We start from the raw sequence: 26,440 nt of genomic DNA on the forward strand, positions 1-26,440 counted from the left end.
TTTTGGTTTGTAAATGGGGGGACGCAAGGGGGGTATCATTTACCACCTCGTCAAAAAAGTACCATCTGTTGTTGCCCCGTCTCACTGGGGCGTATGTTTAGCCACCCAGGTTCGAGCAACCTGTTTATGGTTGCGTACAAACCTGCCCATTTTTTTAAATCTCCTCCCCTAAATCCGTTCTTTGTACGGACTTGGTACATGTGTTACCCATGTACCAAGTCCGTACAGGTTTGTAAATGGGGGGATGCAAGGGGGGTATTATTTGCTCTTCCTCGCGTGATAGAAAATCCCTAATATGGTCAGCACCACCACCACGATGCTGCCGATCGTGCCGGTTAATACATCTAAAAATCCCATTGCACCACGCACCACCAGCATCGAGCCAAGCAGGCTGGCGAAGATGATCAACCCCCAGTTGACGAAGCGCGACAGCAGCCCTGCGCCTACCAGGCCCACAACCAGCGCCACTACCCAGGTGACGAGGCCCAGGTCCAGCCCCAACATGTCCATGAAGGCTACCGCCAGCGCCCCGCCGCCGATAAAGCCCAATACCATGGCGATGAGCTTGGTGAAGGCTTTGCCAATGAAGCCTAAAATCCCGAACAACACAGCCAGCCCGCCCACTACGAAGAACCCCAGCCAGCCCGTGTTGAGCGACGGTACCAGGTTGAGCAGGCCGAAGCCTAAGAGAGCCCCCGCCCCCGCCCCCAGCAGCCACATGCGGTTCCCGAACAGCCATACGAAGATTCCCAAGCCAAGCATTGTCAATGCGACGATATCCATGCATTTCTCCTTGTGAAAGTGTGATTTCGAGTGTTAACACCTTCAGAGCCGATGGGTTGCAGCGTATGACCAGGTGTAGATGCACTGGCTCCTTCATTTCAGGCCATCACGCCATAGTTATACCAAGGGTACAATTAGAATCGCAGACACCCCCAAACTCCTCGTCCATCGATTGACGTGATGATAGCCCTTGCGGATACCTCTGCGATATTATCGAAGCACGCCGATAAACAGCAGCCAGTCGAAACTGCCCGGGGCTTTTCCTTTGCTTGTGTTATTCGCTGACCAATTCTGATACGCCCGGATCTTTTACAGATCATCAGTCAGATCGCTGCATTATCGCCCAGCAATCGGGATGAATTGCCTGTGCCAGATAATCCATTTCAGCCCCCACACATCGATCCCTGGTGAGACGGATGCATCTGTGGTGGTCAGGCTGGCGCGCAGCTGTATCACTGGGTGGTCGTGCGGGTCGATTCCTTTCAGGCTGGTCCCGTTCATGGCATCAGGGATCAGCACTGTCCCGTCAGTGGTAACGACATCGATTACCAATGTCGTATCCGCTGGGACGGTCGAACTGATCAGCACGCTCTCCCACTCGCGTAAATCGGCTGGTGGAATGGGGATTGAGAGGGCACTGCCGCTTAAACAGTGAATGCCATAAAGGAAATCAATATCATAAAGCTCAACCGTAGTGCTTGGGTGATCGCTCTTAAACGAGGCACGATACTGGATATAAGGGCTGCTATTGATCCCATTCAGGTTGGTAAAACAATCGGTGTTTCCACTTGGTAAGGTGTAGGCGCACAAATACTCAAAGTTTCCCATGCGTGGCACCATCCAACCGCTCCATCCATCATCTGGATTTTGCGTTTCTCCGGTCCTGAATTGGATGAACACACCTTCAGGTGTGCCTGAATATTTCCATTCCGAGAACACCCAATCGACGGCTCTCCCCGCATAGAAGACTGTGGAGGTATAAATTCCCGCGCTGTAGAATTCCTGACCGTCTTCATCCCAGGCAAGCCGCACAGAATCTGATATGGCTTCGGTCTGCCAAAATTCACCTTCAGCAAAGTGTTCTTTCCAGGTCTGTTTCCAATGCAGCTGCTCTGTATACTTGAGCAGTAAAAAGCTCAGTTGAACATCGATGTTTTCGGATTGCTCCAGCTTTCCTTGCCAGAAATCGTCTTTCCATGATCCTCCCTGGATCACCTCCGGTGGTTTGTCGTCACCCTGGGCATTTTGGCCATTGGCTGGTGAATAGGATGTGGAAATTACGCCGAGCAACACTACGATGATCGGCATCTGCAAGAACCTGGATATCTTCATCGCCCACCCCTCCATGATTTCTAGATCGAATACTCAAACCACCTGGCTGAATATATTGTACACCCTCCTGTTCCGGGCAGCAGCAGGTTGGGGTGACCTGCTATGCGCTCTACTGGTTGAGCCCTCTTCGCGTAACCCAACAATTAACACCCCACAAAATCCCGCTCTCTTTTTTTGTTGGTTGGTGTTGAGGTCACTTTACCTGCATTGTTTGTATGCGGGTCCCCTGCCGGTTTTCTAGGCGGCTGCATCATGCCCCTGACTATATTTGTGCAGCCTGTGAATTTTGAGGGAGGCAGGATCACCTGCACGTTCTTTGTGCGGAGGTGGTTGAATTGTATCGATTTGTTTTTTTTTACAAAACAATTTCCCCCATCTCCACCCCTGCCCTGGTACCCGGAGCAGGTGCGGGGGTGAGATAAATAACGGTTAGGTTACACATGAAAATGCACTATGCTGAAACCACTAATAATGTGAACCGGGCAAACCCACCCTGCCACATATTTGCGTACCTGTATCGCCAATGCTCTCTGAGCCATCCTGTCACGCATGGTTTTATTCGTGTATTCGTGCTTCAATTCGTGGACGGTCTCATATTAAAAAGCCGTTGGGTTTCGCCTACCTCGCTCAACCCAACCTACCACTTCTTATCATTCGTGTACCTGTATCGCCAATGCTCATTGAGCCATCCAGTCACGCATGGTTTAATTCGTGTATTCGTGCTTCCATTCGTGGATGGCTTCTCATTAAAAATCCGTTGGGTTTCGCCTACCCCGCCGCATATAAATCATGCAGGTGGCCTCAACCCAACCTACAAAATCTACTGCGCTAAAAATTTAATGATCCGAATTTATCTGTGGAAATCTGTGGCTAATGATGAATTATCTGCGGTTATTAATGCAGTCTCAGCGGCTCCACCAGGATGTTGTCCGCCCCCACGATGCTAGCCAGCCGGGCCACCAGCTCGGCGCTATGGGCGGTGGTGTAATTGGGGAACTCGATGCGGTAACCGCGCGCGCGCTCGAAGATCTGCAGGGCAAAGCGGTCATGCCCCGAATACGAGATGAGGATGCCGTAACACTGGCGCAGGCGCAGGTTGTCGCGCACCTTGTCGGCTCCCGTGCGCAGGATCACGGTGATCATGCGCAGCTCCTGCCCGGCGTAAGCCTCGGCGGGTGGCAGCACGTAAGGCGGCGAAGGGATGGTCAGCTCAGGCTGCGGAGGCACTTCCACCACTGGCAATGGCACGGCCACCGCGGGCATGACCACACCTGCCAGAGTGCCCGCCAGGCTCACCCGCCCGGAGGCGGGCAGCTGCTCATCGGCTGGCAGGGTGCTTGGCTCGAGCGCATCCGGGGCCTCGCTGATCGTCTCTACGATCTCGCTTTCCGCAGCTGTTTCATCCACCACTGTGGTGGTCTCGGCGACGGGCACCCCTTCCAACACGGCTTCGACCACCGGCATGGGCATGTGCTCCGCCAGCACACCCCGCTCGATGACGAACCCGCCGGGGGTCAGCTCCATGGCACTCCAGTCATCAGGGTAGAAGTTGTCGGGTGGTTCTGGTGCGCCCCCGTCCTCAGTCTCCTGCGCCTCGCTTCCGGGTTTTGGGCTGGCAGGCTCATCGCTGATTGCTGATCGCTGACTGCTGATTGCTGAATGCTGATCGCTGTTTGCTGATGCCTGATCGCTGGCGGCTGATTGCTCATCGCTGACAGCTGAATGCTGATCGCTGATCGCTGACTGCTGATTACTGACGGCTGAATGCTGACTGCTTATTACTGACGGCTGATTGCTGACGGCTGATTGCTCATCGCTGATTGCTGATCGCTGACCCCTGACTGCTGGCCCCTGTGATACGATTGTCTTCAGGTCAGTGGAAACGCTGTCGACCAGCACCTTGGGGTCACCGCTCTGGGCGTCCACCTTGCCGTCTACCAGCATCACTTCGTCCACTTCGAAGGTCTGCCAGTTCTTATCCCAGGTCCTGGGAAACACCACCAGCTCGATCGTTCCTTGCACGTCTTCCAGGGTGACGAAACCCATCGACTTGCCGGTCTTGGTGGTATGCGGGCGCACCCGCGTGACGATGCCCGCCACGCGCACCTTGTCGCCGGCCGATGCCTCGCTCAGCTGGCCCGAGAAATGCGTCACCACCTGGGTCAGGGCGTCCATCACCGGGCTCAGCGGGTGGTCTGAAACGTAAAGGCCGATCAGCTCCCGTTCCCACTCCAGGATCTCGCGGCGGTTGATCTCGGGCGCCGTGCGCGGCAGGATGATCTCATCCGAGAGCGCCGAGCCCAGGCCGAACATGCTGATCTGTCCGGCGTCGGAGGCGCGGAAGTGCGACGAGCTGATCGACAGGATCTGGTCCATGATGGAAAGCAGGGCCGAGCGTGGGCCGAACAGGTCGAGGGCGCCCACCTTGATCAGTGCTTCCAGGGCGCGCTTGCCCACGCTGCGCAGGTCCACCCGCCGGGCGAAGTCGTTGATGTCGCTGAACGTGCGTCCCTTGCGGGCTTCCAGCATGGCGTCCACCGGGCCATGCCCAACGTTCTTCACCGCCCCCAGTCCGAAGCGGATGGTGCTCTTGCCTTCCGGGCTGTCTTCGATGGTGAAGTCCCAGCCCGAGATGTTCACGCTGGGCGGCTTCACGTCGATGCCCATCCGCCGGCAGTCGGCCACGTACAGGGCCACCTTCTCGGTGTCCGACTGGGTGACCGAGAGCAGGGCGGTCATGTACTCCTCGGGGTAATGGCACTTCAGGTAGCCGGTCTGCACCGCGATGATGCCATAATCAGCCGCGTGGCTCTTGTTGAAGCCGTAGCGGGCGAACTCCTCCCAATCGTCAAAGATCTCCTCGGCCGTCTCCCTGGGGATGCCCTTCTCGGTGGCTCCATGCACAAACTTCTCCTTGTGCTTGAGCAGCTTGTCCTTGATCTTCTTGGAGATGGCTTTTCGCAGGTCGTCGGCTTCCGGGGGCGTGTAGCCGGCGATGTTCATGGCCGCGTACATCAGCTGCTCCTGGTACACCGGGAAGCCGTAAGTCTCGTGGAAGATCTCCTCGAGAAGCGGGTGCTTGTATTCGATCGCCTCTTCGCCGTGCATGCGGCGGATGTAGGCGGGGATGAAGTCCATCGGACCGGGGCGGAACAGGGCCACCATGGCGATGACGTGCTCGATGGCGGTCGGCTTCATCTGCATCAGCCAGCGGCGCATGCCGCTGCCTTCCACCTGGAACACACCGGCTGTCTCACCCCGCCCGAGCATGGCGTAGGTGGTGGGGTCGTCGGTGGGGATGTTGTCGAGCGTCAGCTGCTCCCCGTGGCGGGTCTTGATCAGGTCACAGGCCCGCGCCATGATGGTCAGCGTGGTCAGGCCCAAAAAGTCTACTTTGAGCAGGCCGAGCGAGTCGAGCACGCCCATCTCGAACTGGGTGACGGTCTTGATCGGGCTTTCCTCGGCCAGGGCAGCCCCGGTTGGGCGATGCAAGGGAACGTATTCCACCAGCGGCTGGTCGGCGATCACCACCCCGGCGGCGTGCGTGCCGGCGTTACGCACCACGCCTTCCATGTCGGCCGCGGTGTCAATCAGCTCCTTCAGGTAGTCTTCCGATTCATACAGCGCCTTGAACTCGGGGAGTGTCTCCAGCGATTCGCGCAAGGTTATTGGCTTACCGGGGATGTTGGGGATCAGCTTGGCCACTCGGTCCACTTCGCTCAGCGGGATGTCCTTCACCCGCCCCACGTCGCGGATGGCAGCCCGTGCCCCCAGTGTGCCAAAGGTGATGATCTGCGCCACGCGGTCGTCGCCGAACTTGCGGGCGGCGTAGGTGAGCATCTCCGAGCGGCAGTCGTCCCTGAAGTCCAGGTCGATATCGGGCATGGAGATGCGCCCCGGGTTGAGGAAGCGCTCGAAGATCAGCCCGTGGTGGATCGGCTCCACCAGGGTGATATCCAGGCAGTAGGCCACGATCGAGCCATTGCCGCTGCCGCGGGCGTTATACCAGATGTGCTGCTCTCGGGCATAGCGGCACAGGTCCCACACGATGAGGAAGTAGGTGTCGAAGCCCATCTTGTGGATCACCTGCAGCTCGTAGTCCAGGCGGGTACGCACAGTGGGGTCAGTAGCCCGCTCGCCATAGCGGCGCTGCAGGCCGGCCTCGCACAGCTGGCGCAGGTAGGTGTCAGCCGTAAAGCCCTCCGGCACCTCGAAGTGCGGCAGGTGATAACCCTTGAAACCCAGGTCAAGCCGGCAGCGCTCGTTGATCAGAAGGGTGTTGCTGATGGCCTCGGGTGTCTCGGCGAACAGGGCTTTCATTTCGTCGGGGCTGCGCAGGTAGTAGCTGTCATCGGTCATGCGCATGCGCCGTGGGTCGGTAAGCAGGCTGCCGGTCTGGATGCACAGCATGATGTCCTGCAAGCGCGCGTCAGAGGGCTCGATATAGTGCACGTCGTTGGTGGCCACGAAGCGGGCGTTATACTTGCGGCCCAGCTCGAGCAGGCTGCGATTCACCGCAGGCAGCTCGGGGATGTTGTGCTGCTGCAGTTCGATGAACAGGTTATTAGCCCCGAACACGTCGTAATACCAGGCCAGCTGGCGATCAGCCGCTTCCTGATTACCCTGAGCCAGCAGTCGCGGCACCTCCCCCGACATGCAGGCGGTGCTGCAGATTAGCCCCTCGGCGTGCTGGGCTAGCAGGTCATGGTCGATGCGCGGGTAATAGTAGAAGCCTTCCAATTGGGCGGTGCTGGCCAGCTTGAGTAGGTTCTTGTAGCCGTTCTCGTTCTCAGCCAACAGCAGCACATGGCTGGAGCGTTTGTCTTCCTGCGGGTCATGCCCACGCAGGCTGCGGGCGGCCATGTAGGCCTCCAGCCCGATCACCGGGTTGATGCCAGCCTGTGTGGCCGCGTTGTAGAACTCGATCACACCGAACATGGTGCCGTGGTCGGTGATGGCGATGCCCGGCATGCCCATGTCGCGGGCGCGCTCCACCAGGCGGCGTATGTTGCTAAAGCCGTCGAGCAGCGAGTATTCGGTGTGCACGTGTAAATGGACGAAAGACATGGGCTTTGAGAGAGAGATTATAGCATGCAGGTCAGAATCCCAACCCGACAGTTAGCTTAAAATATTGGCTGTTTTGCCAGCCTTAAGCCTGGCAGTTGGCGGTGTACATAACTAATGAATTGGTTTGAGCACCTGTTAAATAGGAACAACTCAATTTGGACAATGCTCTGCATAGAAATCGTCCCCGGGCCATGCAACAAGTATAAGGTTGATACGGAAAGTGTATGACCAAATGAGCGAAAATGCAATGCCGGTAAGGTGGACTTGCTGAACCTTAATCTTGGGCAGGGGCGGCTGGCGTTGGCCAGGAAGTTGACACGGAGAACCTTTAGGGTATAATTCCCCTGCCAAATGGCCCAGTAGCTCAATTGGCAGAGCAAGCGACTCTTAATCGTTAGGTTAGGCGTTCGATCCGCCTCTGGGTCACCAAATATGGTGGTTTCCACCTTGAATGCCCATATATGTGGGGGTAAAATCTGCTGAGCAAGCAGATTTTCGTTTTAATGGTGCAGTTGTGGTGCAGTTGGTGCAATTGAGAAAAGGGAGGTCAAGCATCTGAAAGGAATGTTTCAACTCGTAGTGGATTGGGCAAGGTGACCTGTACTGGAGTTAGAGCATTATCCTGGCTCTCGGGTCAGCAAATGTATGCGGATCTCACACGGATTATTGGTAATACCTGTGATTGATTGGTTTCGCATCTTCCTAAATGGGCAAGTCGAGAGCATTGAAGATCATGTGGAGCCATTAGTCACTTCGGTTTGCCTGTCCATGCACGGTAAATAGACCTGGGCATGCTGCTGCAAGTGATATTGGCATTTCTTCCAGGGGATTCGGTCAAAGACTGCTAAACAAGTTGTACGCAGACCGGCGTTGTAAGTTGCCGCTAAGTACTCATAATCGGTAGAGTAAATGTAAAACGAGTGCCGTATCCCGGCTGATCGCCTTTCGAGAAGATCGGGCTGCTGACGCTAACTTTTCCACCATGCGCTTCCACCAGCTGCTTGACAATGGCCAGACCCAGCCCTGAACCCCCGCTGGCATGCGCTCGGGATTGGTCAGCACGGTAAAACCGGTCGAAGATGTGCGGCAGATCAGCCGGGTCTATTCCAGAGCCTGTATCGGTGACCGAGACCTTTATGAATCCTGGTGACTCTGGCGATTTCTGAGCACTGACCATAATCTTGCCGCCCTGCGCTGCATAACGTAGCGCATTACCAAGCAAGTTATTCAATACCTGGGTGATACGGCCCGGGTCAACCATTACTGCAGGCAGATTATCTGCCATATCAAGCTCCAGCAAGACCCCATTTTCATGAACCTGGACATTGATACGGTCGACTAATTCGCGGATTAATGCATCGACCTCTATCAACTGCTTCTCCAGTTTGAGCTCACCTGATTCAACCAATGAAAGTAGCCGTAAATCACCCACCAGCCTTTTTAAGGATAGAGTCTCATTGAGTAACGCAGCTACCTGTTCTTCATCCAGGGGTAGAACACCATCCAGCATTGCTTCCAGGTTTGCCTGCATAACCGCAATAGGAGTCCGCAGCTCGTGAGCCACATCCGCGATTAGGCGCTTACGTTGGATCTCAGCTCGGTCCAGATTTTCAGCCATCTGGTTGAAGGTCTGACTCAGCTCGCCCAGCTCATCCTTGGAACGAATATCCACCCGTTGGCTAAGATCACCTCTACTGATTGCCCCGGCAGCTTTATTCAATTGTCGTAGGGGTGCGGTGACATAGAAAAACAAGGCTGCTCCCAACACTAAAGAAATGATCCCGGCAATGATCGCAGAGATTATGATCGACTGATTTACTGAAGCTAGGTATTGCCCGGCTGGGGTGTTGGCGCCAGCTATATTATTAGGGGTGACCAGCACCGTACCAACCAGGGTGCCATCTACCAGCACAGGCGCACCATTGCTCAATTCAGCTGCAGAAAGTTCATGCCCAAGCAGCTCGTTGGATGAGTCGTTGATCACTATTCCATTTTCATCCGCAAGGATCACCCGCTGATTAGCCATCCATGCACTCCCCTGGCGCCCCTGTCCGAAACCGCGCCCCTGCCCGGTCCCCATTCCCGTGGAATCCGGCGAGCTCAACCCTGATTGCAAGATGGTTTCAATTCCTTGCCAGCTCAGGTTTTTAGAATAGTAATCGGCAAGGGTTGGAGCGAGCTGTTCGGCCCAAGCCTGGCTGTTGCGAGTGCTGTACAGGCTGAAGGCATTATCCATTGCCCGGGAGGTTAGCCACGAATTGACTACCGCACCGACCGCGATGATCAAAATAAATGCCCCTATGAGTTTAAATATCAGGCTGTTGCGCATCAGTCTTAACTTCTATCTTATAGCCCACACCAAATACTGTCTGAATAAATGTGGGATTTTTCGGATCTGGCTCAAGTTTAAGGCGAATGTTTTTAATGTGAGCGTCAATTGTTCGCTCGTAGCCTTCGAAAGCATTTCCCTGCGCTTGTTCCATTATCTGGAGGCGTGTGAATACCCGTTTAGGTTGGCGTGCCAGGACAACCAGGATATCGAATTCAGTTGGGGTAAGCTCAACCGTCCTCTCCGAGACCGTCACCGTGTGCTGGTCCAGATCGATTTGCAGTCCTCCCACCCGGATGACTTCCGCTTGTTGAATTTCTCCCGAAGCCCGCCGAAATATTGTGCGAACCCGTGCCACCACTTCACGTGGGCTGAAAGGCTTGACAACATAATCGTCCGCGCCAATTTCAAGACCCATCAATTTATCAGCTTCTTCGGCACGGGCCGTAAGCATAAGAATTGGAATATTAGACTGGCGGCGTACCACACGGCAAACTTCGAGCCCATCCAAACCTGGCAAATTTAGGTCGAGGATCATAAAATCTGGTTTTTCGCGCTGGAATATGGCCAACGCAGCTTTACCATCTAATGCAGTTACGACCTGATAGCCAACCTGCTCAAGATAGGCTTTCAGGACTTTCACAATTTGCGTTTCATCATCAACAACCAGGATTTTCTTTGTCATTTCTAGCATGCTACTATTTTACCGGATAGTTTTCAGTGGTTAAAGGTTGAATAATGAATAAGTAAACTGAGACAAGGGCGCTGGTCTTTAGCGCCCTTGTCTCAGTTGATTGTAAACCTGGATTATGGATTGGTTGAGTTGAAGTAAGGGCAGTTAGGGTTGGCATTTTGCCCTTGGCCAGCACCGTTCATCCCGAACCCACGCCCCATCTGGCCACCAGCCATCTGACCGGCACCACGGAGTTTCAGCCAGTCAGACTGTGCCTGAGTCAGCACACCATCAGCGAGCGCCTGGTCAATGGCCTGGGTGCGCACATCGACCATCAAGGTGCGGAATTCAGCCAGAGTCAAGCCTGTGGATAATGCAATCTGAGACACGGTTTCACCATTGTCAAGGCGGGCTTCGAGATCAGCTACAGGGAGATTCAAAGCTTCAGCGTATGCCGCGATCATGTAATCGTGCAAAATGCCATCTTCAGCGACGCCATTTCCAGCGCCATTTCCACCACGGGGACCACGTCCACCCATCGCAGTAGCACCGCTTCCGGATGCCTGGCCAGGGGTTTGTGCATAAGCAACTCCGGTTGTTCCCATTGCCAGTGCTGCGATTGCAACCAATAACATAATTTTTACGAACTTGTTCATCTTTTTTCTCCTATCAAATAATATTTGTAAGGTGTTCCTTACTGTTATTCAGGATGATACCTGAAGCGTTTGAAGAACCTGTGAATGAGAGACGAATAGCTTGTGAAAATTTGGCAATCTTGTTATTTGGCTTTTTCTACTTCAGCCTGAAGCGCAGTTTTTATCGTGGAGAACTGAATTCCTTGCTGGGTGACATAATCCTTAACCAGTGTATTTAGCGCAGGAAGATCACCACCAATGATTTGCGCGATGATCTCTTCTGGTACGCCCCAATCGAGTAAATCCTGGAAGGTCGTCTTGCCGGTGACATTTTTTTCCAGAGTGATATGCTCGGTAGACAAAGGGGTGGCTTCAAATTGCGCAGGTGTAGCTGTACTTGTAACAGCAGGTGTCGGTGAAATTGGCAAAGGAGTTTGAGTTTCTCCGGGTTGCGTGGAAATTCCCAGGCTTTGAAGCCAGTCACGCAGATTTGTCACCGAGAACTCCTCGCTTTCCAGATCTTTGATTGCCGTGGAAGCGGGCGTGTCGTCAGGAAGGTTAAAATGTGCTAGAAGATCTTCCAGGCTTACATCGTAAACCGCTGTAATTTGTTCAAGGGTCATCCAGCCTTTGATCGTGTCAACATCGTTAGGCAAAGGTTGGACAGCTTCACCGCCGCTGGTAACCTTTCCGGAAACAGACCAGATACCAGCAAGCTTGAATCCAAAAACTGTTCCCAGATAGATTACCAGTACTAGTGCGCCATAAAGAATGGGAGGAATACGCATGGTTGTTTCTCCTATTTCTGACCAAGGATGGGAATGCCAAATTTGACTTCCAAGGCACCCTGGCGTGGACAGGCTCCGACGCATTCCAGGCAGCCTATGCAATCCGCGCTGGTTATGCTGGATGCAGTGTGCACCTCCAAGCCCATCGGACAGGCTGTCGTGCATACTTTGCATACCTTGCATGCATTTTTTTCGCGTTTAAGATACATGGGGCTGAATTTTCCCAGTAGGCTGCTGGCTGCTCCAAGTGGACAGGCATAGCGGCACCATGGTCGTTCAACAAAGAATGAAGCGACCAATGTAATTCCTAAGACCACGATGCCTGCTGTAAAGCTGAACTCAGTAATATTGATCAGCGCAGACCAGGGATCGTAATCGCGGAATACCATCACGCCATACACCGCTGTGCCAATAATCGCCCAGGCCAGGATGAAGTATTTCATTAGCCGGAGGTAACGGTCCAGGAAGGCAAGAGAGGCTCCTCGTTTTTTTAGGTTTCTCATACCCCGGCGTACGCCAGGGAAACGCTTTTGGAGGAATGCGCTGAACCTGCTGACCAGGTCCTGAATAAAACCCAGCGGGCATATCCAGCCACAAAAGGCGGAACGGGTCAAAAAGGCATTAACCAGTACTGCGATCAAGATAACCAGGTTGGATAGGTGCGTATGTGGGACGAAACTGCCCCCACTGGTGATGTATTTGAATAATGTTTCCAGACCACCGAAGGGGCAATATGCTTCAGCGGAAGCTGTTATATTCTTGGCAGCTTCTCCCGCCAGGGTGTGCTGAAGAATGACTACCAGGATAAATAAAGCAAAAGCCAATTGTGAGATCCGACGCATTGTTCGATGCGTGAGCAAGGATTTCCACCCACGCAGCCGAGGCTTGACAAGACTCGGACTGACCGGTACAGGTTGCGATGTCATTATATTAAGGCTCCAGGAAATAGAATTAGCCCAATATAAAGGAGTGATTTAATTATCTTGTGGATATCTTGTGAATATTCCGTGAATTTTTCAAAAATATCTTCCGAGGAGATCACACGTGCATGTGCGATTTATCAACGCGTTGATCGACAAATTCCAGCCGTCAGGCAGATGGCTGCAGCCAGTTGTTTGGAGTTCCTTCGATTAAACTCGAAATCTCAGCTATTGTGTTTGGGTGTGGTAAATTGCATAATGCTCCTCGGGCTACAGTGTTTACTGATCAGGCATGCTTGATATATAGATTAGGTTGTGGTTTCCTGGTGGAATAATGCAGGACTTGCTCCTGGTTATTGACCCTCTGGAATTACGAAAGCAGACGCATCAAAATTGTGGAGTATACTCACAAGAGATAGCCGGTTGCCAAAGAACAATAAAATGATAAGCCCCGAACAATTCAATCACCTTGCTAAGGTTTTGCCCGTTCTCAAAAATGCTGGCCCTGATTTATTGCGAGAAATACAGCAAAAAGCATTCTATGCACACATTCCTGCAGGTCGCGATGTGTTTTTGGAGGACGACAGGGCAGATGCGATTGCCCTGCTGATCTCTGGCGTTGTTCGCGTGTACAAGATTGGTGAAACGGGGCGTGAGATCACCCTGTATCGTTTTGGGAATGGTGAGTCTTGTATCTTGACTGCCAATGCCATCCTGAGCCAGAAGAATTTTCCCGCGATTGCCACGGTTGAGAAAGATGCTGAGGCAGTCATGATCCCAGCAGAAACTTTCAGGGATTGGGTCAGACGCTATGATTTATGGCGTGAATTTGTCTTTGATCTGCTATCTGAAAGGCTTTCATCGGTTATGGAAATTGTGGAGGAGGTGGCTTTTCATCGGATGGACGCGAGAGTTGTTGCGTTTCTATCCGAGAGAATGGATCAGTCTGATTCGATCCAAATCACGCACCAGGAGATTGCAGGAGAGTTGGGTAGCTCGCGGGAAGTGATCAGCCGTATCCTCGAGGATTTTTCTGCTTTAGGAATGATCAGTGTATCCAGAGGGACGATCAAGGTATTGGATCGCAAAGCTTTACAAGCTCGGTCAATTATGTGACTAAGTCACAGACAATTTTATTCATTTCTCCTATACTTGGGGCAGAATTAATTCAAATCAAAAAGATATATAGGAGAGTATAAAATGAATCCCTTTGTTAAATTTATGTCTTCCCCCACTGGCCGCATTACCCGAATTATCGCTGGTATTGCCCTCCTCGCTCTCGGTTTAACGGTTGTTCATGGATTGGGCGGGACCATCCTGGCGATTGTTGGCCTTCTACCTCTGGTTGCCGGATTGTTTGACTTCTGTGTTTTCGCTCCACTGTTTGGTGCACCGTTGAGTGGCAAACAGGTTCGCTCAGACAGATAATTGATAAATCAATTTCAATCAAACAAAATGTGCCGATACTGGGGAAGTTGGATTGCTTCACTCCAGTTTAGGCATTTGGTATAAGGAATATCATATGTCTAAAGTGGATTTTTTTGAAAAACTGAGCAAATCACCTAAACCGGTGATTGTTGATTTCTGGGCACCCTGGTGCGGTCCCTGCCGGGTAATCGGACCAGCAATTGAACAATTGGCGCGCGAGTACACTGGTCGAGTTGAGGTTTGGAAGGTAAACGCTGATAACGAGCCAGATCTCATGCGTTCCTTACGGATTTTCGGAATCCCAACTGTAATTGCTTTTCATGGTGGACAGGAGGTAATACGACGCACTGGGGCAGCACCTGCCAGGGACCTTCAAGCACTGTTCGAAGCAGCTCTATCGGGGAATAAACCAGGGCGAATCAGTCCATCACCTTCTCAACGGACATCACGACTAGTAGTTGGACTGGTCTTGATCATCCTGGCCATAGTGATTGGTTTGTCGGGAATTACCTGGCTGCTGGCAGGATTAGGTGCGTTAATCATGTTTAGTGGTGTCTATGATCGCTGTCCGATCTACCGCATGCTTTCAACGCGATTAGCAGATATTTTTGTAAAGAAATCAGTCGACATGTAAAATAAAAATCCTCATTGACTGGGTTGGGTAAGCATCACAAATAGGGATGCGAATATCATAGTTTGTTTTCATCTTCAGACGGCTAAGAACTGCCGTCTGATTTTTTACCTTTGAATAGTTTTATCGTAGACACACACATTAAAATGGTACATACTATTGAAAAAATTACGAAATTGTACTATAATATTAGTTGTCACACTTGATTTAAGGAGAAATATTAATGGCAAACCATAGTAATACAAATGCGACTCCTTCTATAAGTAATCGGCAAATGCATCAACGTCGAAAAAGGAAAACTCAGCTTCCAGAATTAAATTCTAGCCATTCGACACCTCCTTTGATTGATGTAGGTCGTAATTTGCACAACCTTCGAAACAATCGTGGTTTGTCGATGCGCACACTGGCAGGGTTGAGTGGGCTAAACGTCAATACGCTAAGTTTGATTGAAAACGGGAAAACCTCTCCGAGTGTCAGCACGTTGCAACAACTTGCGAGTGCGCTTGCTGTTCCCATCACAGCTTTTTTCGAAACTGTTGTCACCAAGAATAACATTTCCTATCAGAAAACAGGGCAACGTCCACAAGCAGCATTTACTTATGGGACCGTAGCAGATTTAGGAGCGGGTCTGACACTGCGTGGTGGGCAGCCGTTGCTAGTCACACTCGAACCAAAGGCAAACAGTGGCTCAACCCCTATCGTTCACACTGGACATGAATTTGTTTTCTGCCTTGAAGGGAAGCTTGCTTATACCATTGAAGATCATACTTTTATGCTTGATCCAGGCGACAGCTTGCTTTTTGAAGCTCAACTACCTCACCTTTGGCAAAATGTAGGCGAAACCATCTCTAAATCATTGCTGATCATGTGTCCGGCAGACGAAAGTGATCACCCGGAAGATCGTCATTTTAAAGCTGAGTAACCTGCCTCATCAGCAATCGCTCCAGCCACAGGAAATTACGGCATCGTAAGGAGGTTACCAATGTCTCAGAAAAGTTTTTTTGTAATAATCTGTGTAGGAATGCTTTTTTTAGGAATAGGCTTTCTTATTTGGGTTATGACACCTTCGCCTGTGTTCGCTCAATGTGGCAGTAACCCACCACCTGACTCATCCTGTTACACCTGTCATGTCCAAGAAGACCCAGTTGCAGCGAATGGTGAATGGCATGGCGTTCATGCAAGGAAGGATTGCTGTGCAAAATGTCACGGGGGAAACTGCTCAACCATGGACAAAGACTTAGCTCATCAGGGTATAGTCGCCAACCCGGTGAGTGATATCTATACCAATTGCCATAGCTGCCATCCGGATGATTACCAAACGAGGGCTGATATTTTTGCAAATAAACTGGATATCATACCCGGTAGTATTGCGACACCTACGCCTGCCCCATCCGGAAAGGTATTGGCAGCTCCTCTGGTTATCCTTCCATCACCTGTATCGACGACATCATTTGCTTTGCCGCTACCGCTTATATTGGGCGGTTCATCAATTATCATTTTATTTATTTTGGGCATCATTATACTAATCACACGTTTACGTGGTTAATAAAATATATAGATAGACAGGAGTATCCTCATGAAAATTGCTGCAATCACTGATGATGGTCAGACTATCAGCCAGCACTTTGGACGTGCAAACTATTATTTAGTTGTAACGGTTGAAAATGGTCAGCTCGTAACTCGCGAAATGCGTGACAAATTGAGTCACACCCATTTTGCGAATGAGCCTCATACTTCATCACCAAGCCACGCGCATGGATTTGGTGCAGAGGAGCAAGGCCGCCATGCTCGTATGGCACAGGCTATTACCGACTGCCAAGTCTTGTTATGCCGTGGGATGGGCATGGGCGCTTACGAGAGCATGAAGGAGTATGGTATCAAGCCCATTGTCACCAGTATTGTAACCATTGACGAAGCAATAAAGGCTTACCTTGATGGTAGCATTGTAGATCACGTCGATCGCTTGCACTAAATGATTGGTGATTCAACAATCACTATTCAATCATCATGTCTCGCAATTGTTTGTTGGGCGTTCGATTCACCCTTGGACCACCAAAATGGCCTTGAGAAGCTTGACCGGACTGCTGTCAAGCTTCTTGTGTTTAATAGAGGATGAGGACAAATAAGCCCTTGACGCTCTCCAGCTGAGCAATATAAGGGCGGACACGTCAGTAATGGGAACTATCCACCCACACAGAACGCTGTTTATCAGGAAATTCTACGTTTCAATCTGAAATAATGCAATGGGGCTGCCCCAATTCCTATAGGACAGCCCCAAACATTTCAGGCTTATTTGCCTTGTTAACCCACGGTTGGTTATCCTTCCGTGCGGTGCATGCGTGCCACCAGTTGGTAGCGCCCCGCATGGAACACGATGCGGGTATATTCCACAGGTTGGCCCTCCCGGTCAGTTGAGGTGCGCACCACGCGCATCACCGGGGCAGCGGTGTTGATACCCAGCAGGCGGGCTTCATCTCTGGAAGCCGAATCGGCTGAGATCAGATCGAGGGATTCCTGCGGGTAGGCATGATAGTCCTTTTCAAGGACGGTATATAAGGAGTGGTTATTCATATTTAAGCTCGCCAGGGCAGGGAAGCGGTCGTGCGACAGATAAATTTCCTCGATGGCGAAGGGCAGACCTTTAGCCAGGCGCAGGTTCTTCAAGTGGATCACCGTCGCCGCGGGGGGCAAGTGAAGCCCTTGCCTGACCTCCTCGCTTGTAGGGATCACTTCTTGAAGCAGGACCTGGTTCGTAGGCTCAAGGGCTTCAATGGACAAGTCTTCGGTAGTGCTGAACAGCGGCCCGGTGACCATGAAGCGGTGTTTCATCACTGGCGCAACAAAGGTACCCTTGGCGCGCATACGGATCAACAGGCCTTCGGTAACAAGCTCGCGCATTGCGCGGTGCACCACCAGCCGGCTGATCCCCAATTGCTCGCTCAGGCTATACTCGCCGGGCAGACAATCGCCTGGCTTCAGCTCACCTGAGGCGATCAGGGCTTTCACCTTTTCCTTGAGCTGGTGATAATATGGAACCGCGGATTGCTTGTCTATGGTGATGTTCACCTTTTACCTCACCTGATGATCATTACTACCAATAATCGGGCTAGAGAACTTCGCCAAGCGGACGCCCGGTAAGTGGGTCCCAGCCCAGCTCTTCATAGGCACCAGCCAGCAGGGTGGGCATGTCTGGGACAATGCCTTGTGTGCCACCTTCATTGAGCGGCTGTAGAAGAAGCTCCGGCAGGCGGTCATTGGCTTTGGTCAACCCCAGCTTAAAATTCAGCAGGCGTTTGATATTGACGATGCGCTTGCCGAGGGGGATCAAATCCAACAAATCCAGGTTCCAACCCGTAGCAGCGTTGATAAGCTCAGTGAGCAGGCTGGCTGGTGGGTTTTCAAACTGGCACAGGATGAGTGAATTGTACAGGTTGCGCCAGGCCTGGGTACGGGCAGCCATGCGCCCCTTTTCAACCGAATTCTCCTGGCGGTCCCCGGGAGGCAAGCCGATTTCAATGCCTCCCTCTTGGCCCAGGTCGAGGGTGAACATGTCGCCTTCCATATGGCAGGCGCCTCGGGGCGAGAGGGCATAAGTGACGGCCATGCCCACATAGGCGCGCGGGTCGTGCATGGGCACCTCAAGCCGGTTGACGGTGGCCGAAAGCTCCGGAACACCTACCCAGTCTGCCAGGGCGGCATTGCCATCTGCCAGCACATCACCAAAACCCTCCCGGCGGGCAGTCATCTCGATCAGGCGGAAGACCAGCTCGGGGTCACCATAATGGATTTCCAGTCCTTCCGTGTCTTTGGCAGTCAGCAGGCCACGGGTAAATAGCTCGCAAGCCAGGCCAATCGTTACACCCATGCTGATGACATCCAACCCGTAGCGATTACACAGGTGACCGGCATGGATGACCGCCGGCAAATCGAAGATCATGAGCAATGAGCCAAGCGCTGCTACGGTTTCGTATTCGGGCCCATCCACCTTTGGGTCATTATAGAGGTCTGTGTGAGTCTCCCGGCCGCAAGCGATGACACACTTGTGGCAGGCAGTATTGCGGTTAAGGTACTTATCGGCTAGATCTACCCCGGAGAGATCATCGGCTTGAGAGTATTCTCCCAGCTGGAAATACAGAATGGGCATATCACCCAACATATGGCTCAGGTTTACACCACCGGCAGTGCCATACTGGCGCAGCGATTGGGCAAAGAAATCGTCTTTATATAACCCAAGGATGCGCTGGGTGAGGGCCTTGTAGTCCTTGGGTGCATAAAGCGGCACTTCCTCATGGCCACGTACTGCGATGGCTTTCAGGTTCTTGGAGCCCATCACCGCACCCAATCCGGTACGGGCGGCAAAACGACCGTGATCATTCGCAATCCCGGCCAGCCTGACCCGATTTTCACCTGCCAGGCCGATACAGCTCACCCGCACTCGCTCATCACCGAGCTCTTGACGTAGGTTTGCCTGGGTGGTGTACGGATCACTGCCCCATAAGTCGTTCGCCGGGTGCAAAGTTGCCTGGCCATCGATGATCGCCAGCCAGACAGGTTGATCGGCCCGGCCAGTGATGAGCACCCCATCGTAGCCAGCATAACGCAGCTCGGGTCCAAAAAAGCCGCCGCTATTGGCTTCTCCCCAAATACCCGTCAGTGGTGAGCGGGCACAAGCGCAATAACGACCGGCGGAAGTCAGGGAAGTGCCCACCAGAGGACCAGTAAGGAAGAGCAGGGGATTCTCAGAGCCAAGTGGATCGATGGTAACATCTAGGCGATCATAGAGATAGCGCGCCCCCAGGCCACTCCCGCCTACGAATCCACGGGTGTAGCCTTCGTCAAGAGCTTCATCCCACAGCCTGGAGTCTGTAAGATCCACCCGCAGGATCCTACCCATAAAACCGTTCATAAGTGATCAGGATCCAAAATCCGTATCGATCTGCGAGGCGATCTTGGTCAGCATGTAAGTGGCCTTGGGATTGCGCTGGACCTGGGCCATGCTGCCAACCAGCTTGAGCTTACCCGAGAATATCCCTTGTAAGGGGTCGAGCCTGCCTTCCATTACCTTCCGCCAGGTGCCAAACGGCGCAGAGGTGGTAAACAGGGCTTTTTTCTCGTCAGGGCTCTTGAGTAAGCGAGGATCTGAAGCCTTACCGTGTTGGAGGTTGATGTAAAAGTAGGTTGTAGCCTGATAATCCGCGTCGGGAAGGATAACGAAGATGTTATCACCCTCCCAGTTGGCAGCAGCCTGTGCATATTCTTGGCTGGCATTGAGTCGGTCGCATAATTCTTTGATCCATTCTTCTGTAGCAAATTTGATGGGCATCAGAGTTGATCCTTTCTGTTTATTCACCAGTGATTAGCTGTAATCTCGGCAAGTTATTCGATTTCATAACTGGCATCCAGGTATCCACTTAAGCCCAGGCGCATCATTTCGCGTCCATCGGGTGAGGCACCCATGCCGTATAGGAAGCCTGTTTTGGAAACCTCATAAGGTGGGTGCTTGGCAAACTCGACTCCGTTTTTGAGGTCATGGATGAACTTTTCGGCGATCCCAGGTTGAGTCTGCGGCAGCGTGATGCAAAAATGGAAACCGAGTGGGTCCTGACAGCCATTCATCCGCCAGCCTTTTTTGTACAGGTAGTCGTTCACAAAGTACGGATCGACCACATCGGAGGTTAATGCTATGAGGAAGGTCGACTTACCCATAATACGCATCTCGGGGATATCGGCAATTCCTTCGCGGATACGCATGGATGTGTCCATGATGGCTTTGGCGGCTTTCAGGTAGCCTTCTTCGCCCATGCACACCATGGCCGCCCACATCGCTGCTGCCAGACCTCCCGACCGGCTGCCCTGGTTGGTGGGGGAACAGTAAGCACCGCCCGGCCAGTCTTCCTGGGCAAAGTAAATATAGCGGCGGAGGTCCTTATTCCTGAAGTTGATGGTGGATGTGCCTTTAAGCGAATAGCCGTATTTATGTGTGTCGCAGGATATCGAGGTGACACCCGGCAGGCGGAAATCGAAGACCGGCACATCGTAACCGAGTTTTTCGATCCAGGGCAGGAGGAAGCCACCCAGGCAGCCGTCCACGTGCAAACCCAGACCATATTCCAACGCCAGGTCAGACATCCTGCTGATCGGATCAACTACCCCGTGCGGATACGTGCCAGCTGTTCCAGCCAGGGCAACCGTGTTGGCATTGATCTTGGCGTGCATTGCATCGACATCCGCTTCAAAGTCCGAGGTAACCGGCACGTGTACGATCTTCATCCCCAGGTAGTGAGCTGCTTTAACATGGGCGGGGTGAATGCTTGTCGGCGCGATGACCTCCGGTGAGCTGATCCCCTTGGTGTCCCTCCCCCATTCACGGTACGCGTATATGGCATTGAAGATGCTTTCCGTACCACCTGAAGTCACTGCGCCTGCTTCTTCATCCATCGGGTTGACCTTTGTCACCTCATCAGCATGCAGCATTTTCCCGACCATCGACAGCACTTCGGCTTCAAACTTGGTCATGCTGGGGCACAGGTCGCGCTGAAGCATGTTTACATAAGAGAACATGCTGAAGACTTTGTTCAGGAATTCATAATGCTCCATACCTCCGTGATACATCGTCCCAGAGCACTGCCCGGTTTGCCACTTCTTGTTTTCTTCGGTAGACATATACGCCAGCTCTTCCAAGACTTCCTCCTCGCTTGAGCCCTTCTCAGGGAGCCGGGAGTAAACCTCGAAAAGCTTGTTGTAAGGGTGCATCTCACCGAATAAGTCGAATGAATCTTGTTCGTCAGACACGGTATCTATCCTTTTAAATGGTCGTTAGTTTACAGATTATTGTTCAGCTTATGGTAGACCGGTTTCAAGCGATCCTTGGCTTCCAGTAACCGGTCGAATAAGTCGTCGTAAAGAGCTATTGTCTTGGTGTTTGGCTCGAAGATGCGGTCGAATTTGACCATGGCGGGGATGTCCTCCAGTTTCACCAGCCCCAGACGGTTGTAGGCTAGCAACCCCATCCCAAGCACATTGTGCAGGCGGGGATTGGCCTGGCGGTGCATGGGGATGCCCACCACATCTGCCATGACTTGCGCCCATACGTCAGATAGTGCCCCACCGCCGGTGAGCCGCCAGTATCTGAAGGTACGGCCAGAGAGTTTTTCTGCTGGCCCACGCAGCCAGCGCCAGTTCATGGACAGGCCTTCATACACAGCCCGCATGAGGTGACTGCGGGTGGTGCTGTGCGAGATGTTCAAGAAGCCGCCGCGGACAGCGACGTCTTCGCCGGGTGACAGGATGCCGTTGAACCAGGGCATAAAGAGCACACCTCCACTGCCAGGAGGAGCTTGCAAGGCTGCCTGGTCGGCGTGGGCGAACACTTCAGCGGGAACTGCGCCTGGGTTTAGCGTGTCCTGCGTGCAGAACAAGTTCTTTAAGCTGGTCTCAAGCACCTTGCCGTTATTCCCCAGGTCGGCCCAGAACAGGTAGCTGTCTTTGATCCCGGATGGTATGGTGCAAATGGTGTGGGTCAAATCACCTTTTTTGAAGGGTAAATGGAAGGCCATGTGCCCCGAATTTCCCATGCAGGCGGCTGGTTCGGCATCACCGATCGAACCGGCACCCACAGCCGAGGTGCTGTTGTCATTTACACCGCACACAACTACCGTCTCTGGGGAGAGGCCAAGCTCTGCCGCGGCTGCTGGGGTAAGATTTCCCAGGATGCCATCAATGGGGTGCAGGTCGGGAAGTTTCTCACGGTCGATGGTGCTCATCTTGATTAGCCAGGGGTCGTAATCCTGCTGATCGAGACGACGATTGTCGACGACCAGCATGGGCAGCACGGTATTCTGGGTGGCGGCAAACTTACCAGTCAGGCGCATGTTGATGTAATCGGTGGGTTCAAAGAACTTATAGGTGCGCTGGTAAATCTCTGGCCGCTCGTGCTTGATATATAGCATGTGGCCCAGCGCATCGGTAGGCGAGGGAGGAAAGCCGTGTTTATCAAGGTATTTAAGCAGGGTGGTCAGCTTGTATCCTTGAATGCTCGGGAAGCCTTTCACCAGCTCGTGGTTATGAGGCGCACCCCGTAGATCCATCCAAGACATAACATTCATCAGGGGTTGCCCCTGCTCGTCCACCGGCAGGGTGACAGACCACATACTGGTAACTGCCACGGCGATGATAGATTTCGGCGATACTCCCGAGGATTGCATCACCTTCTTCACACAGGTGGTGATGCTCGTCCACCACTCGGCCGGGTCATGCTCGGCGCCCCCACCTGGGAGAAAAAACAGCTGCACAGGGGCCGAGGTCCAGGCAGCGACACCACCTTCCCGGTCGACCAGACCAACTTTCGGGCCACCTGTCCCCAGGTCGATAACGAGGACAACCTCATCTGGATGTTTGCCTTCCATCATCGTTGAATCCTCCTGTCTGGTTATGTTAAACGGCTGGACGAACCTGTCTCTGGCGATTATATATCATATATGTATAAATGTATATACAAAGCACAGGGAACTGACTAATCAAGCGTATCCTGTCGTCAACATTGCCATCCTTCCTTGTGTGCTCATGAAGAATCTGACCGACGATTTGATAGGCTTTCCCACAAGTTTGTTCATGCCAACGATCTGGTCTGCGTCACCGACGCGCTAATGGAAAATCAAGGCAAGTTTGGAGCCTTCCTGTGCTATACTCTTTGAAATCTCATTTCAGCCGTTACATCAGGGTTACTCAAGCTAGTGCACCCCCGTTATTTGGAGAAAGTCATGAAACGATTTTTCAAGAAACGCCCGAACTTATTTATTGAGCACATCAGTAACCAGGCAAAGCTCACCCTGGAGGGACTGGATGCCCTGAAGGCTTACATGGAAACCCAGGATACAGCCGCGGCAGAATTATTGAAGGTGAAGGAGAAAGCTGCTGATGAAGCCCGGCGTATCTTGATCGACGACCTGAATAGGACCTTCGTCACACCCTTCGACCGGGAGGATATCTTTGCTCTCTCGCGAACCATTGACGATGTATTGGATTATGCCTACAGCACCGTGAGCGAGATGGAGATATTGAAGGTGGCGCCGACAGAGTATATGATAACCATTGCCTCACTGCTACGCGATGCCGCCAACGAGCTATACCTGGCGGTGTGCTGCCTGGAAGAGCACCCCGCAGTGGCCAACAACCATGCCCAGGGTGCCAAAGCCATGGAGAACCGGGTGGAGGGGGTGTACCGGGAAGCCCTGGCTGATTTGTTCAGGGGAGCCGAGGATATCAAGCATGTGGTCAAGATGATGAAATCGCGCGAGGTGTATCGCCACCTCAGCAACGCAGCCGACCGAGGCGATGAGGCTGCCAACGTGATCGCGGATATTGTAGTAAAGATCGCCTAAAAATACATATTCCAACTAATAATGTCTCCTATCCTCCTGGCTGTCATTGGGCTGGCGCTGGTGGCTAGCTTCATAACAGGCATTCACGATTCAAGCAACATTGCAACGATGATCTCATCCCGGGCGTATCCTCCTCGGCTTGCTTTATTCATTACGGCTGTGGCGGAGTTCCTGGGGCCGTTGGTGTTTGGCGTGCAAGTGGCTAAAACCATTGGTCGGAATATCGTCACACCCAATTCGATCACCATTCAGGTCATCCTGGCTGCTTTGACTAGTGCCATCCTGTGGATCTTGTTGACCTGGTTCCTGCGCCTACCGAGCAGTTATTCGCATGCCCTGGTGGGAGGCTTTGTGGGAGCGGTGCTGGTGGAGGCAGGCTGGCAGGCGATTCAGATGAATGGCCTGGTGACAGTCCTGATCAGCTTGTTTGTGTCTCCGATGATTGGATTCGCCATGGGCTGGTTGCTGCTCACCCTGTTGCTGCGGCTGAGCTGGAATGCCTCCCCCAAGGTTAATAACCTGTTCAAACGCAGCCAGCTGGTGAGCGTGATCGCCCTGGCACTTGGCCAGGGAGCCAATGATAGTGCCAAATCGATGGGCATGATCACGCTGGCCTTCATGATCGAAGGCTATTTGCACGTCTTCTTGGTCCTGCCGTGGGTACAGGTAATTTGCGCCCTGGCCTTGGCCCTTGGCACAGCGTTTGGGGGTATGCGCCTGATCCGCACTGTGGGAGGTAAGTTTTATAAGATCCGGCCTGTGGATGGTTTTGCCAGCCAGCTGGCATCAGCAGGGGTGATCATCGGTGCCTCGCTGCTGGGGGGGCCAGTCAGCACCACTCAAGTCGTCAGTTCAAGCATCATGGGCGCGGGAGCTTCGGAACGGATCAACAAGGTCCGCTGGGGGATCGGACGAAATATCGCCACTGCCTGGTTGCTTACTATCCCATCGTCTGCATTACTGTCGGCTGGTCTCTATTCGCTCTTTTCCCGCCTGATTCAGTAAACCGTCCTTCACTTCAAACCTATTGCCCAAGCCATGTATTCAGGGCGAGGCGATACCTGGGAGAATAAGCTTTTATCTGCTGCATGTCATTTGGGCGGCTCTGGAGCCAGGCAATGATGTGGATGAACCAGCTGCTTGATGGAATCTCGTGGCGTGAAATTAACCCATCAAGTTCTGCCAGCCGATAGTAAGCAATCCGCTCCACTTCCCCACGATCGAAATTCACCGTAGCCGGATTCACCTTGCCCCAGTAAAGCGAACAAATCTCAAGGTCGTTAATGCCGTACTGCATCGAGAACTTGACCATGGGATACAGACGTATGCGCTGAAGACCTAACTCCTCCCACAAGCCACGCCGAGCAGCCTGGAGGTAACTCTCACCAGCTTTTACATGCTCAGATACAGAACAATCCAAGGCCAAGGGGAACGCTTGCTGGAGCCTGCCACGCACCTGCACCAATAGTTCACCGTCGGGGGTGAAGAGTAAAACGTGGATACCCCGGTGGCGAAGACCCTGGCGGTGAACAACCGAACGCGTCTCCTGGGTAATTACCTGATCATTATTATTGACTACATCAAGCAGCTCATCAGACATAAGGATATTGTATTCGTTAAATACAAGGGCGCAAAATGAACTTTTGCGCCCTTTAGTTTTTTTAGGTCCTGACTACTTTGAGAAGTAATCCACCACCTGGCTCACATGCAAGACACCATCAAAGTTCAGAGTCTTGTCACCCTTGCTCAGCTTGCCTTTCTCACCATCGGGGTCACCCAGGCAGGTGACGATGATATCTCCAGAAGAGACATCCTCCTTCTCCGTGTAAGAATTGGTGGTCACCAGTACTTTTGCACCGGCAGCTTTGCCTGCCAGAACGCCATTCTTCGAATCTTCAACGATAAAAATCTCTTCCGGCTTCAATCCCAGGCGGCTGAGGGCCAGGTTGTAGATCTCAGGATCGGGCTTCTTCTTGCTGACCACATCTCCAGCCAGCACGATATCGAACTTGATATCTGAAAGAATCTTCTCAGTGACGGCTTTTGCGGCTTGCTCGTTGGAGGTGGTGCAAACGCCGATCTTCAAACCAGCTGCCATGGCTTCCTTCATGAAGCGATGGATGCCCGGGCGTAAAGGGAGCTTCTCCGATTCGATCAGCTCAACGAAAATGGCGGTCTTGCGCTTGTGCATCGCCTTGATCAGGTCATCCACCTGTTCAGGCGGAATGGGCTTACTGAAACCCTTGGTCTGCAGGTGATGCTTCATGCGTTCCTTACCACCCGCAACCTGCAGCAGCTCGTGGTAGTACTCCACCGACCACTCGTCGGTAAAACCAAACTCATTGAAGGTCATATTGAAGGACACCCGGTGACCATCACGCTCGGTGTCGATGATCACTCCGTCCTGGTCGAAGAACACAGCTTTAATCTTTCCCATAATCGCTCTCCTCATTTGTGTTGACCTGCAGGTTGGG

At 52.7% G+C, this 26,440-nt stretch carries 23 protein-coding genes, 1 tRNA gene and 1 pseudogene; 10 read left to right on the forward strand and 15 right to left on the reverse strand.

Features of this window, described 5'->3' with window-relative positions; all coding sequences use genetic code 11:
- Nucleotides 1–258: 258 nt before the first annotated feature.
- Both C3F13_19315 and C3F13_19320 read right to left on the reverse strand, forming a co-directional pair.
- Entirely contained in the window at nt 259–783 is a 525-nt protein-coding gene (locus C3F13_19315; GenBank protein PWB49548.1) for a hypothetical protein, read from the reverse strand.
- A gap of 336 nt (nt 784–1,119) precedes the next feature.
- Nucleotides 1,120–2,091, reverse strand: coding sequence for a hypothetical protein (locus C3F13_19320; protein PWB49549.1), 972 nt, complete (start codon nt 2,089–2,091; stop codon nt 1,120–1,122).
- Here C3F13_19320 and C3F13_19325 point away from each other — a divergent pair.
- Complete coding sequence (locus C3F13_19325; GenBank protein ID PWB49550.1) at nt 2,081–2,356, forward strand: hypothetical protein; 276 nt, start codon at nt 2,081–2,083, stop codon at nt 2,354–2,356. The genes C3F13_19320 and C3F13_19325 overlap by 11 nt on opposite strands.
- Before the next feature lie 653 nt (nt 2,357–3,009).
- Here the strand turns inward: C3F13_19325 and C3F13_19330 are convergent.
- Nucleotides 3,010–7,182 (reverse strand): DNA polymerase III subunit alpha, encoded by a 4,173-nt coding sequence (locus C3F13_19330; GenBank protein PWB49551.1) that lies wholly within the window; start codon nt 7,180–7,182, stop codon nt 3,010–3,012.
- A 353-nt stretch (nt 7,183–7,535) separates the two neighbouring features.
- Here C3F13_19330 and C3F13_19335 point away from each other — a divergent pair.
- Nucleotides 7,536–7,611: transfer RNA gene (locus C3F13_19335), tRNA-Lys, on the forward strand.
- Nucleotides 7,612–8,065: 454 nt separating this feature from the next.
- On the opposite strand, the gene C3F13_19340 is transcribed toward C3F13_19335, so the two are convergent.
- From C3F13_19340 to C3F13_19360, 5 genes are all read right to left on the reverse strand, one after another.
- Complete coding sequence (locus C3F13_19340) at nt 8,066–9,511, reverse strand: hypothetical protein (protein PWB49552.1); 1,446 nt, start codon at nt 9,509–9,511, stop codon at nt 8,066–8,068.
- Nucleotides 9,489–10,196: a DNA-binding response regulator gene (locus C3F13_19345; GenBank protein ID PWB49553.1), complete on the reverse strand. Its 708-nt coding sequence runs from the start codon at nt 10,194–10,196 to the stop codon at nt 9,489–9,491. Before C3F13_19345 ends, C3F13_19340 begins: the two co-directional genes overlap by 23 nt.
- 122 nt (nt 10,197–10,318) lie before the next feature.
- Nucleotides 10,319–10,840, reverse strand: a complete 522-nt coding sequence (locus C3F13_19350) for a hypothetical protein (GenBank protein PWB49554.1) — start codon at nt 10,838–10,840, stop codon at nt 10,319–10,321.
- Between the two features lie 122 nt (nt 10,841–10,962).
- Complete coding sequence (locus C3F13_19355) at nt 10,963–11,607, reverse strand: hypothetical protein (protein PWB49555.1); 645 nt, start codon at nt 11,605–11,607, stop codon at nt 10,963–10,965.
- 11 nt (nt 11,608–11,618) lie between these two features.
- Nucleotides 11,619–12,533 carry a hypothetical protein gene (locus C3F13_19360; GenBank protein ID PWB49556.1) on the reverse strand — a complete coding sequence of 305 codons (915 nt, stop codon included), beginning with the start codon at nt 12,531–12,533 and terminating at the stop codon, nt 11,619–11,621.
- A 435-nt stretch (nt 12,534–12,968) separates the two neighbouring features.
- Here C3F13_19360 and C3F13_19365 point away from each other — a divergent pair, with 435 nt between their 5' ends.
- The 6 genes and pseudogenes from C3F13_19365 (at nt 12,969) to C3F13_19390 (ending at nt 16,558) form a co-directional block, all read left to right on the forward strand.
- Nucleotides 12,969–13,643 (forward strand): Crp/Fnr family transcriptional regulator, encoded by a 675-nt coding sequence (locus tag C3F13_19365; GenBank protein ID PWB49557.1) that lies wholly within the window; start codon nt 12,969–12,971, stop codon nt 13,641–13,643.
- 84 nt (nt 13,644–13,727) lie between these two features.
- Nucleotides 13,728–13,955 carry a DUF2892 domain-containing protein gene (locus C3F13_19370; GenBank protein ID PWB49558.1) on the forward strand — a complete coding sequence of 76 codons (228 nt, stop codon included), beginning with the start codon at nt 13,728–13,730 and terminating at the stop codon, nt 13,953–13,955.
- Between the two features lie 94 nt (nt 13,956–14,049).
- Nucleotides 14,050–14,355: pseudogene (gene trxA / locus C3F13_19375) on the forward strand (thioredoxin).
- 505 nt (nt 14,356–14,860) lie between these two features.
- Nucleotides 14,861–15,508, forward strand: coding sequence for a cupin (locus C3F13_19380; GenBank protein PWB49606.1), 648 nt, complete (start codon nt 14,861–14,863; stop codon nt 15,506–15,508).
- A gap of 303 nt (nt 15,509–15,811) precedes the next feature.
- Entirely contained in the window at nt 15,812–16,132 is a 321-nt protein-coding gene (locus C3F13_19385; GenBank protein ID PWB49559.1) for a hypothetical protein, read from the forward strand.
- A gap of 30 nt (nt 16,133–16,162) precedes the next feature.
- Nucleotides 16,163–16,558, forward strand: a complete 396-nt coding sequence (locus tag C3F13_19390; protein PWB49560.1) for a dinitrogenase iron-molybdenum cofactor biosynthesis protein — start codon at nt 16,163–16,165, stop codon at nt 16,556–16,558.
- Nucleotides 16,559–16,902: 344 nt separating this feature from the next.
- Here the strand turns inward: C3F13_19390 and C3F13_19395 are convergent, their stop codons facing one another.
- From C3F13_19395 to C3F13_19415, 5 genes are read right to left on the reverse strand one after another with little or no spacing between them, the layout of a single operon-like run.
- Nucleotides 16,903–17,652, reverse strand: coding sequence for a hypothetical protein (locus C3F13_19395; protein PWB49561.1), 750 nt, complete (start codon nt 17,650–17,652; stop codon nt 16,903–16,905).
- A 40-nt stretch (nt 17,653–17,692) separates the two neighbouring features.
- Nucleotides 17,693–19,492: an aldehyde ferredoxin oxidoreductase gene (locus C3F13_19400; GenBank protein ID PWB49562.1), complete on the reverse strand. Its 1,800-nt coding sequence runs from the start codon at nt 19,490–19,492 to the stop codon at nt 17,693–17,695.
- A 6-nt stretch (nt 19,493–19,498) separates the two neighbouring features.
- A complete protein-coding gene (locus C3F13_19405) occupies nt 19,499–19,909 on the reverse strand; it encodes a sterol carrier protein (protein PWB49563.1) in 411 nt (136 codons plus the stop codon).
- Between the two features lie 53 nt (nt 19,910–19,962).
- On the reverse strand, nt 19,963–21,378 hold the full coding sequence (locus tag C3F13_19410; GenBank protein PWB49564.1) for an aspartate aminotransferase family protein: 1,416 nt from the start codon (nt 21,376–21,378) through the stop codon (nt 19,963–19,965).
- A 29-nt stretch (nt 21,379–21,407) separates the two neighbouring features.
- Nucleotides 21,408–22,994: a hypothetical protein gene (locus tag C3F13_19415; protein ID PWB49565.1), complete on the reverse strand. Its 1,587-nt coding sequence runs from the start codon at nt 22,992–22,994 to the stop codon at nt 21,408–21,410.
- Nucleotides 22,995–23,345: 351 nt separating this feature from the next.
- Here C3F13_19415 and C3F13_19420 point away from each other — a divergent pair, with 351 nt between their 5' ends.
- Nucleotides 23,346–23,966 carry a DUF47 domain-containing protein gene (locus C3F13_19420; GenBank protein PWB49566.1) on the forward strand — a complete coding sequence of 207 codons (621 nt, stop codon included), beginning with the start codon at nt 23,346–23,348 and terminating at the stop codon, nt 23,964–23,966.
- A gap of 21 nt (nt 23,967–23,987) precedes the next feature.
- A complete protein-coding gene (locus tag C3F13_19425) occupies nt 23,988–24,971 on the forward strand; it encodes an anion permease (GenBank protein ID PWB49567.1) in 984 nt (327 codons plus the stop codon).
- A gap of 19 nt (nt 24,972–24,990) precedes the next feature.
- On the opposite strand, the gene C3F13_19430 is transcribed toward C3F13_19425, so the two are convergent.
- Together C3F13_19430 and C3F13_19435 are read right to left on the reverse strand one after the other, a co-directional pair.
- Entirely contained in the window at nt 24,991–25,566 is a 576-nt protein-coding gene (locus tag C3F13_19430; GenBank protein PWB49568.1) for a hypothetical protein, read from the reverse strand.
- Between the two features lie 72 nt (nt 25,567–25,638).
- On the reverse strand, nt 25,639–26,418 hold the full coding sequence (locus C3F13_19435) for a phosphatase (protein ID PWB49569.1): 780 nt from the start codon (nt 26,416–26,418) through the stop codon (nt 25,639–25,641).
- Between the last annotated feature and the right edge of the window lie 22 nt (nt 26,419–26,440).

This window comes from Anaerolineales bacterium (genome assembly GCA_003105035.1).
Lineage (GTDB): Bacteria > Chloroflexota > Anaerolineae > Anaerolineales > UBA4823 > FEB-25.

Bases quoted from the DNA above. Each gene is read 5' to 3' on its own strand.
- C3F13_19315 (PWB49548.1), bottom strand. From the start codon at position 783: ATGGATATCGTCGCATTGACAATGCTTGGCTTGGGAATCTTCGTATGG.
- C3F13_19325 (PWB49550.1), top strand. From the start codon at position 2,081: ATGATCGGCATCTGCAAGAACCTGGATATCTTCATCGCCCACCCCTCC.
- C3F13_19320 (PWB49549.1), bottom strand. From the start codon at position 2,091: ATGCCGATCATCGTAGTGTTGCTCGGCGTAATTTCCACATCCTATTCA.
- C3F13_19330 (PWB49551.1), bottom strand. From the start codon at position 7,182: ATGTCTTTCGTCCATTTACACGTGCACACCGAATACTCGCTGCTCGAC.
- C3F13_19340 (PWB49552.1), bottom strand. From the start codon at position 9,511: ATGCGCAACAGCCTGATATTTAAACTCATAGGGGCATTTATTTTGATC.
- C3F13_19345 (PWB49553.1), bottom strand. From the start codon at position 10,196: ATGACAAAGAAAATCCTGGTTGTTGATGATGAAACGCAAATTGTGAAA.
- C3F13_19350 (PWB49554.1), bottom strand. From the start codon at position 10,840: ATGAACAAGTTCGTAAAAATTATGTTATTGGTTGCAATCGCAGCACTG.
- C3F13_19355 (PWB49555.1), bottom strand. From the start codon at position 11,607: ATGCGTATTCCTCCCATTCTTTATGGCGCACTAGTACTGGTAATCTAT.
- C3F13_19360 (PWB49556.1), bottom strand. From the start codon at position 12,533: ATGACATCGCAACCTGTACCGGTCAGTCCGAGTCTTGTCAAGCCTCGG.
- C3F13_19365 (PWB49557.1), top strand. From the start codon at position 12,969: ATGATAAGCCCCGAACAATTCAATCACCTTGCTAAGGTTTTGCCCGTT.
- C3F13_19370 (PWB49558.1), top strand. From the start codon at position 13,728: ATGAATCCCTTTGTTAAATTTATGTCTTCCCCCACTGGCCGCATTACC.
- C3F13_19380 (PWB49606.1), top strand. From the start codon at position 14,861: ATGCATCAACGTCGAAAAAGGAAAACTCAGCTTCCAGAATTAAATTCT.
- C3F13_19385 (PWB49559.1), top strand. From the start codon at position 15,812: ATGGACAAAGACTTAGCTCATCAGGGTATAGTCGCCAACCCGGTGAGT.
- C3F13_19390 (PWB49560.1), top strand. From the start codon at position 16,163: ATGAAAATTGCTGCAATCACTGATGATGGTCAGACTATCAGCCAGCAC.
- C3F13_19400 (PWB49562.1), bottom strand. From the start codon at position 19,492: ATGAACGGTTTTATGGGTAGGATCCTGCGGGTGGATCTTACAGACTCC.
- C3F13_19405 (PWB49563.1), bottom strand. From the start codon at position 19,909: ATGCCCATCAAATTTGCTACAGAAGAATGGATCAAAGAATTATGCGAC.
- C3F13_19415 (PWB49565.1), bottom strand. From the start codon at position 22,994: ATGATGGAAGGCAAACATCCAGATGAGGTTGTCCTCGTTATCGACCTG.
- C3F13_19420 (PWB49566.1), top strand. From the start codon at position 23,346: ATGAAACGATTTTTCAAGAAACGCCCGAACTTATTTATTGAGCACATC.
- C3F13_19425 (PWB49567.1), top strand. From the start codon at position 23,988: ATGTCTCCTATCCTCCTGGCTGTCATTGGGCTGGCGCTGGTGGCTAGC.
- C3F13_19430 (PWB49568.1), bottom strand. From the start codon at position 25,566: ATGTCTGATGAGCTGCTTGATGTAGTCAATAATAATGATCAGGTAATT.
- C3F13_19435 (PWB49569.1), bottom strand. From the start codon at position 26,418: ATGAGGAGAGCGATTATGGGAAAGATTAAAGCTGTGTTCTTCGACCAG.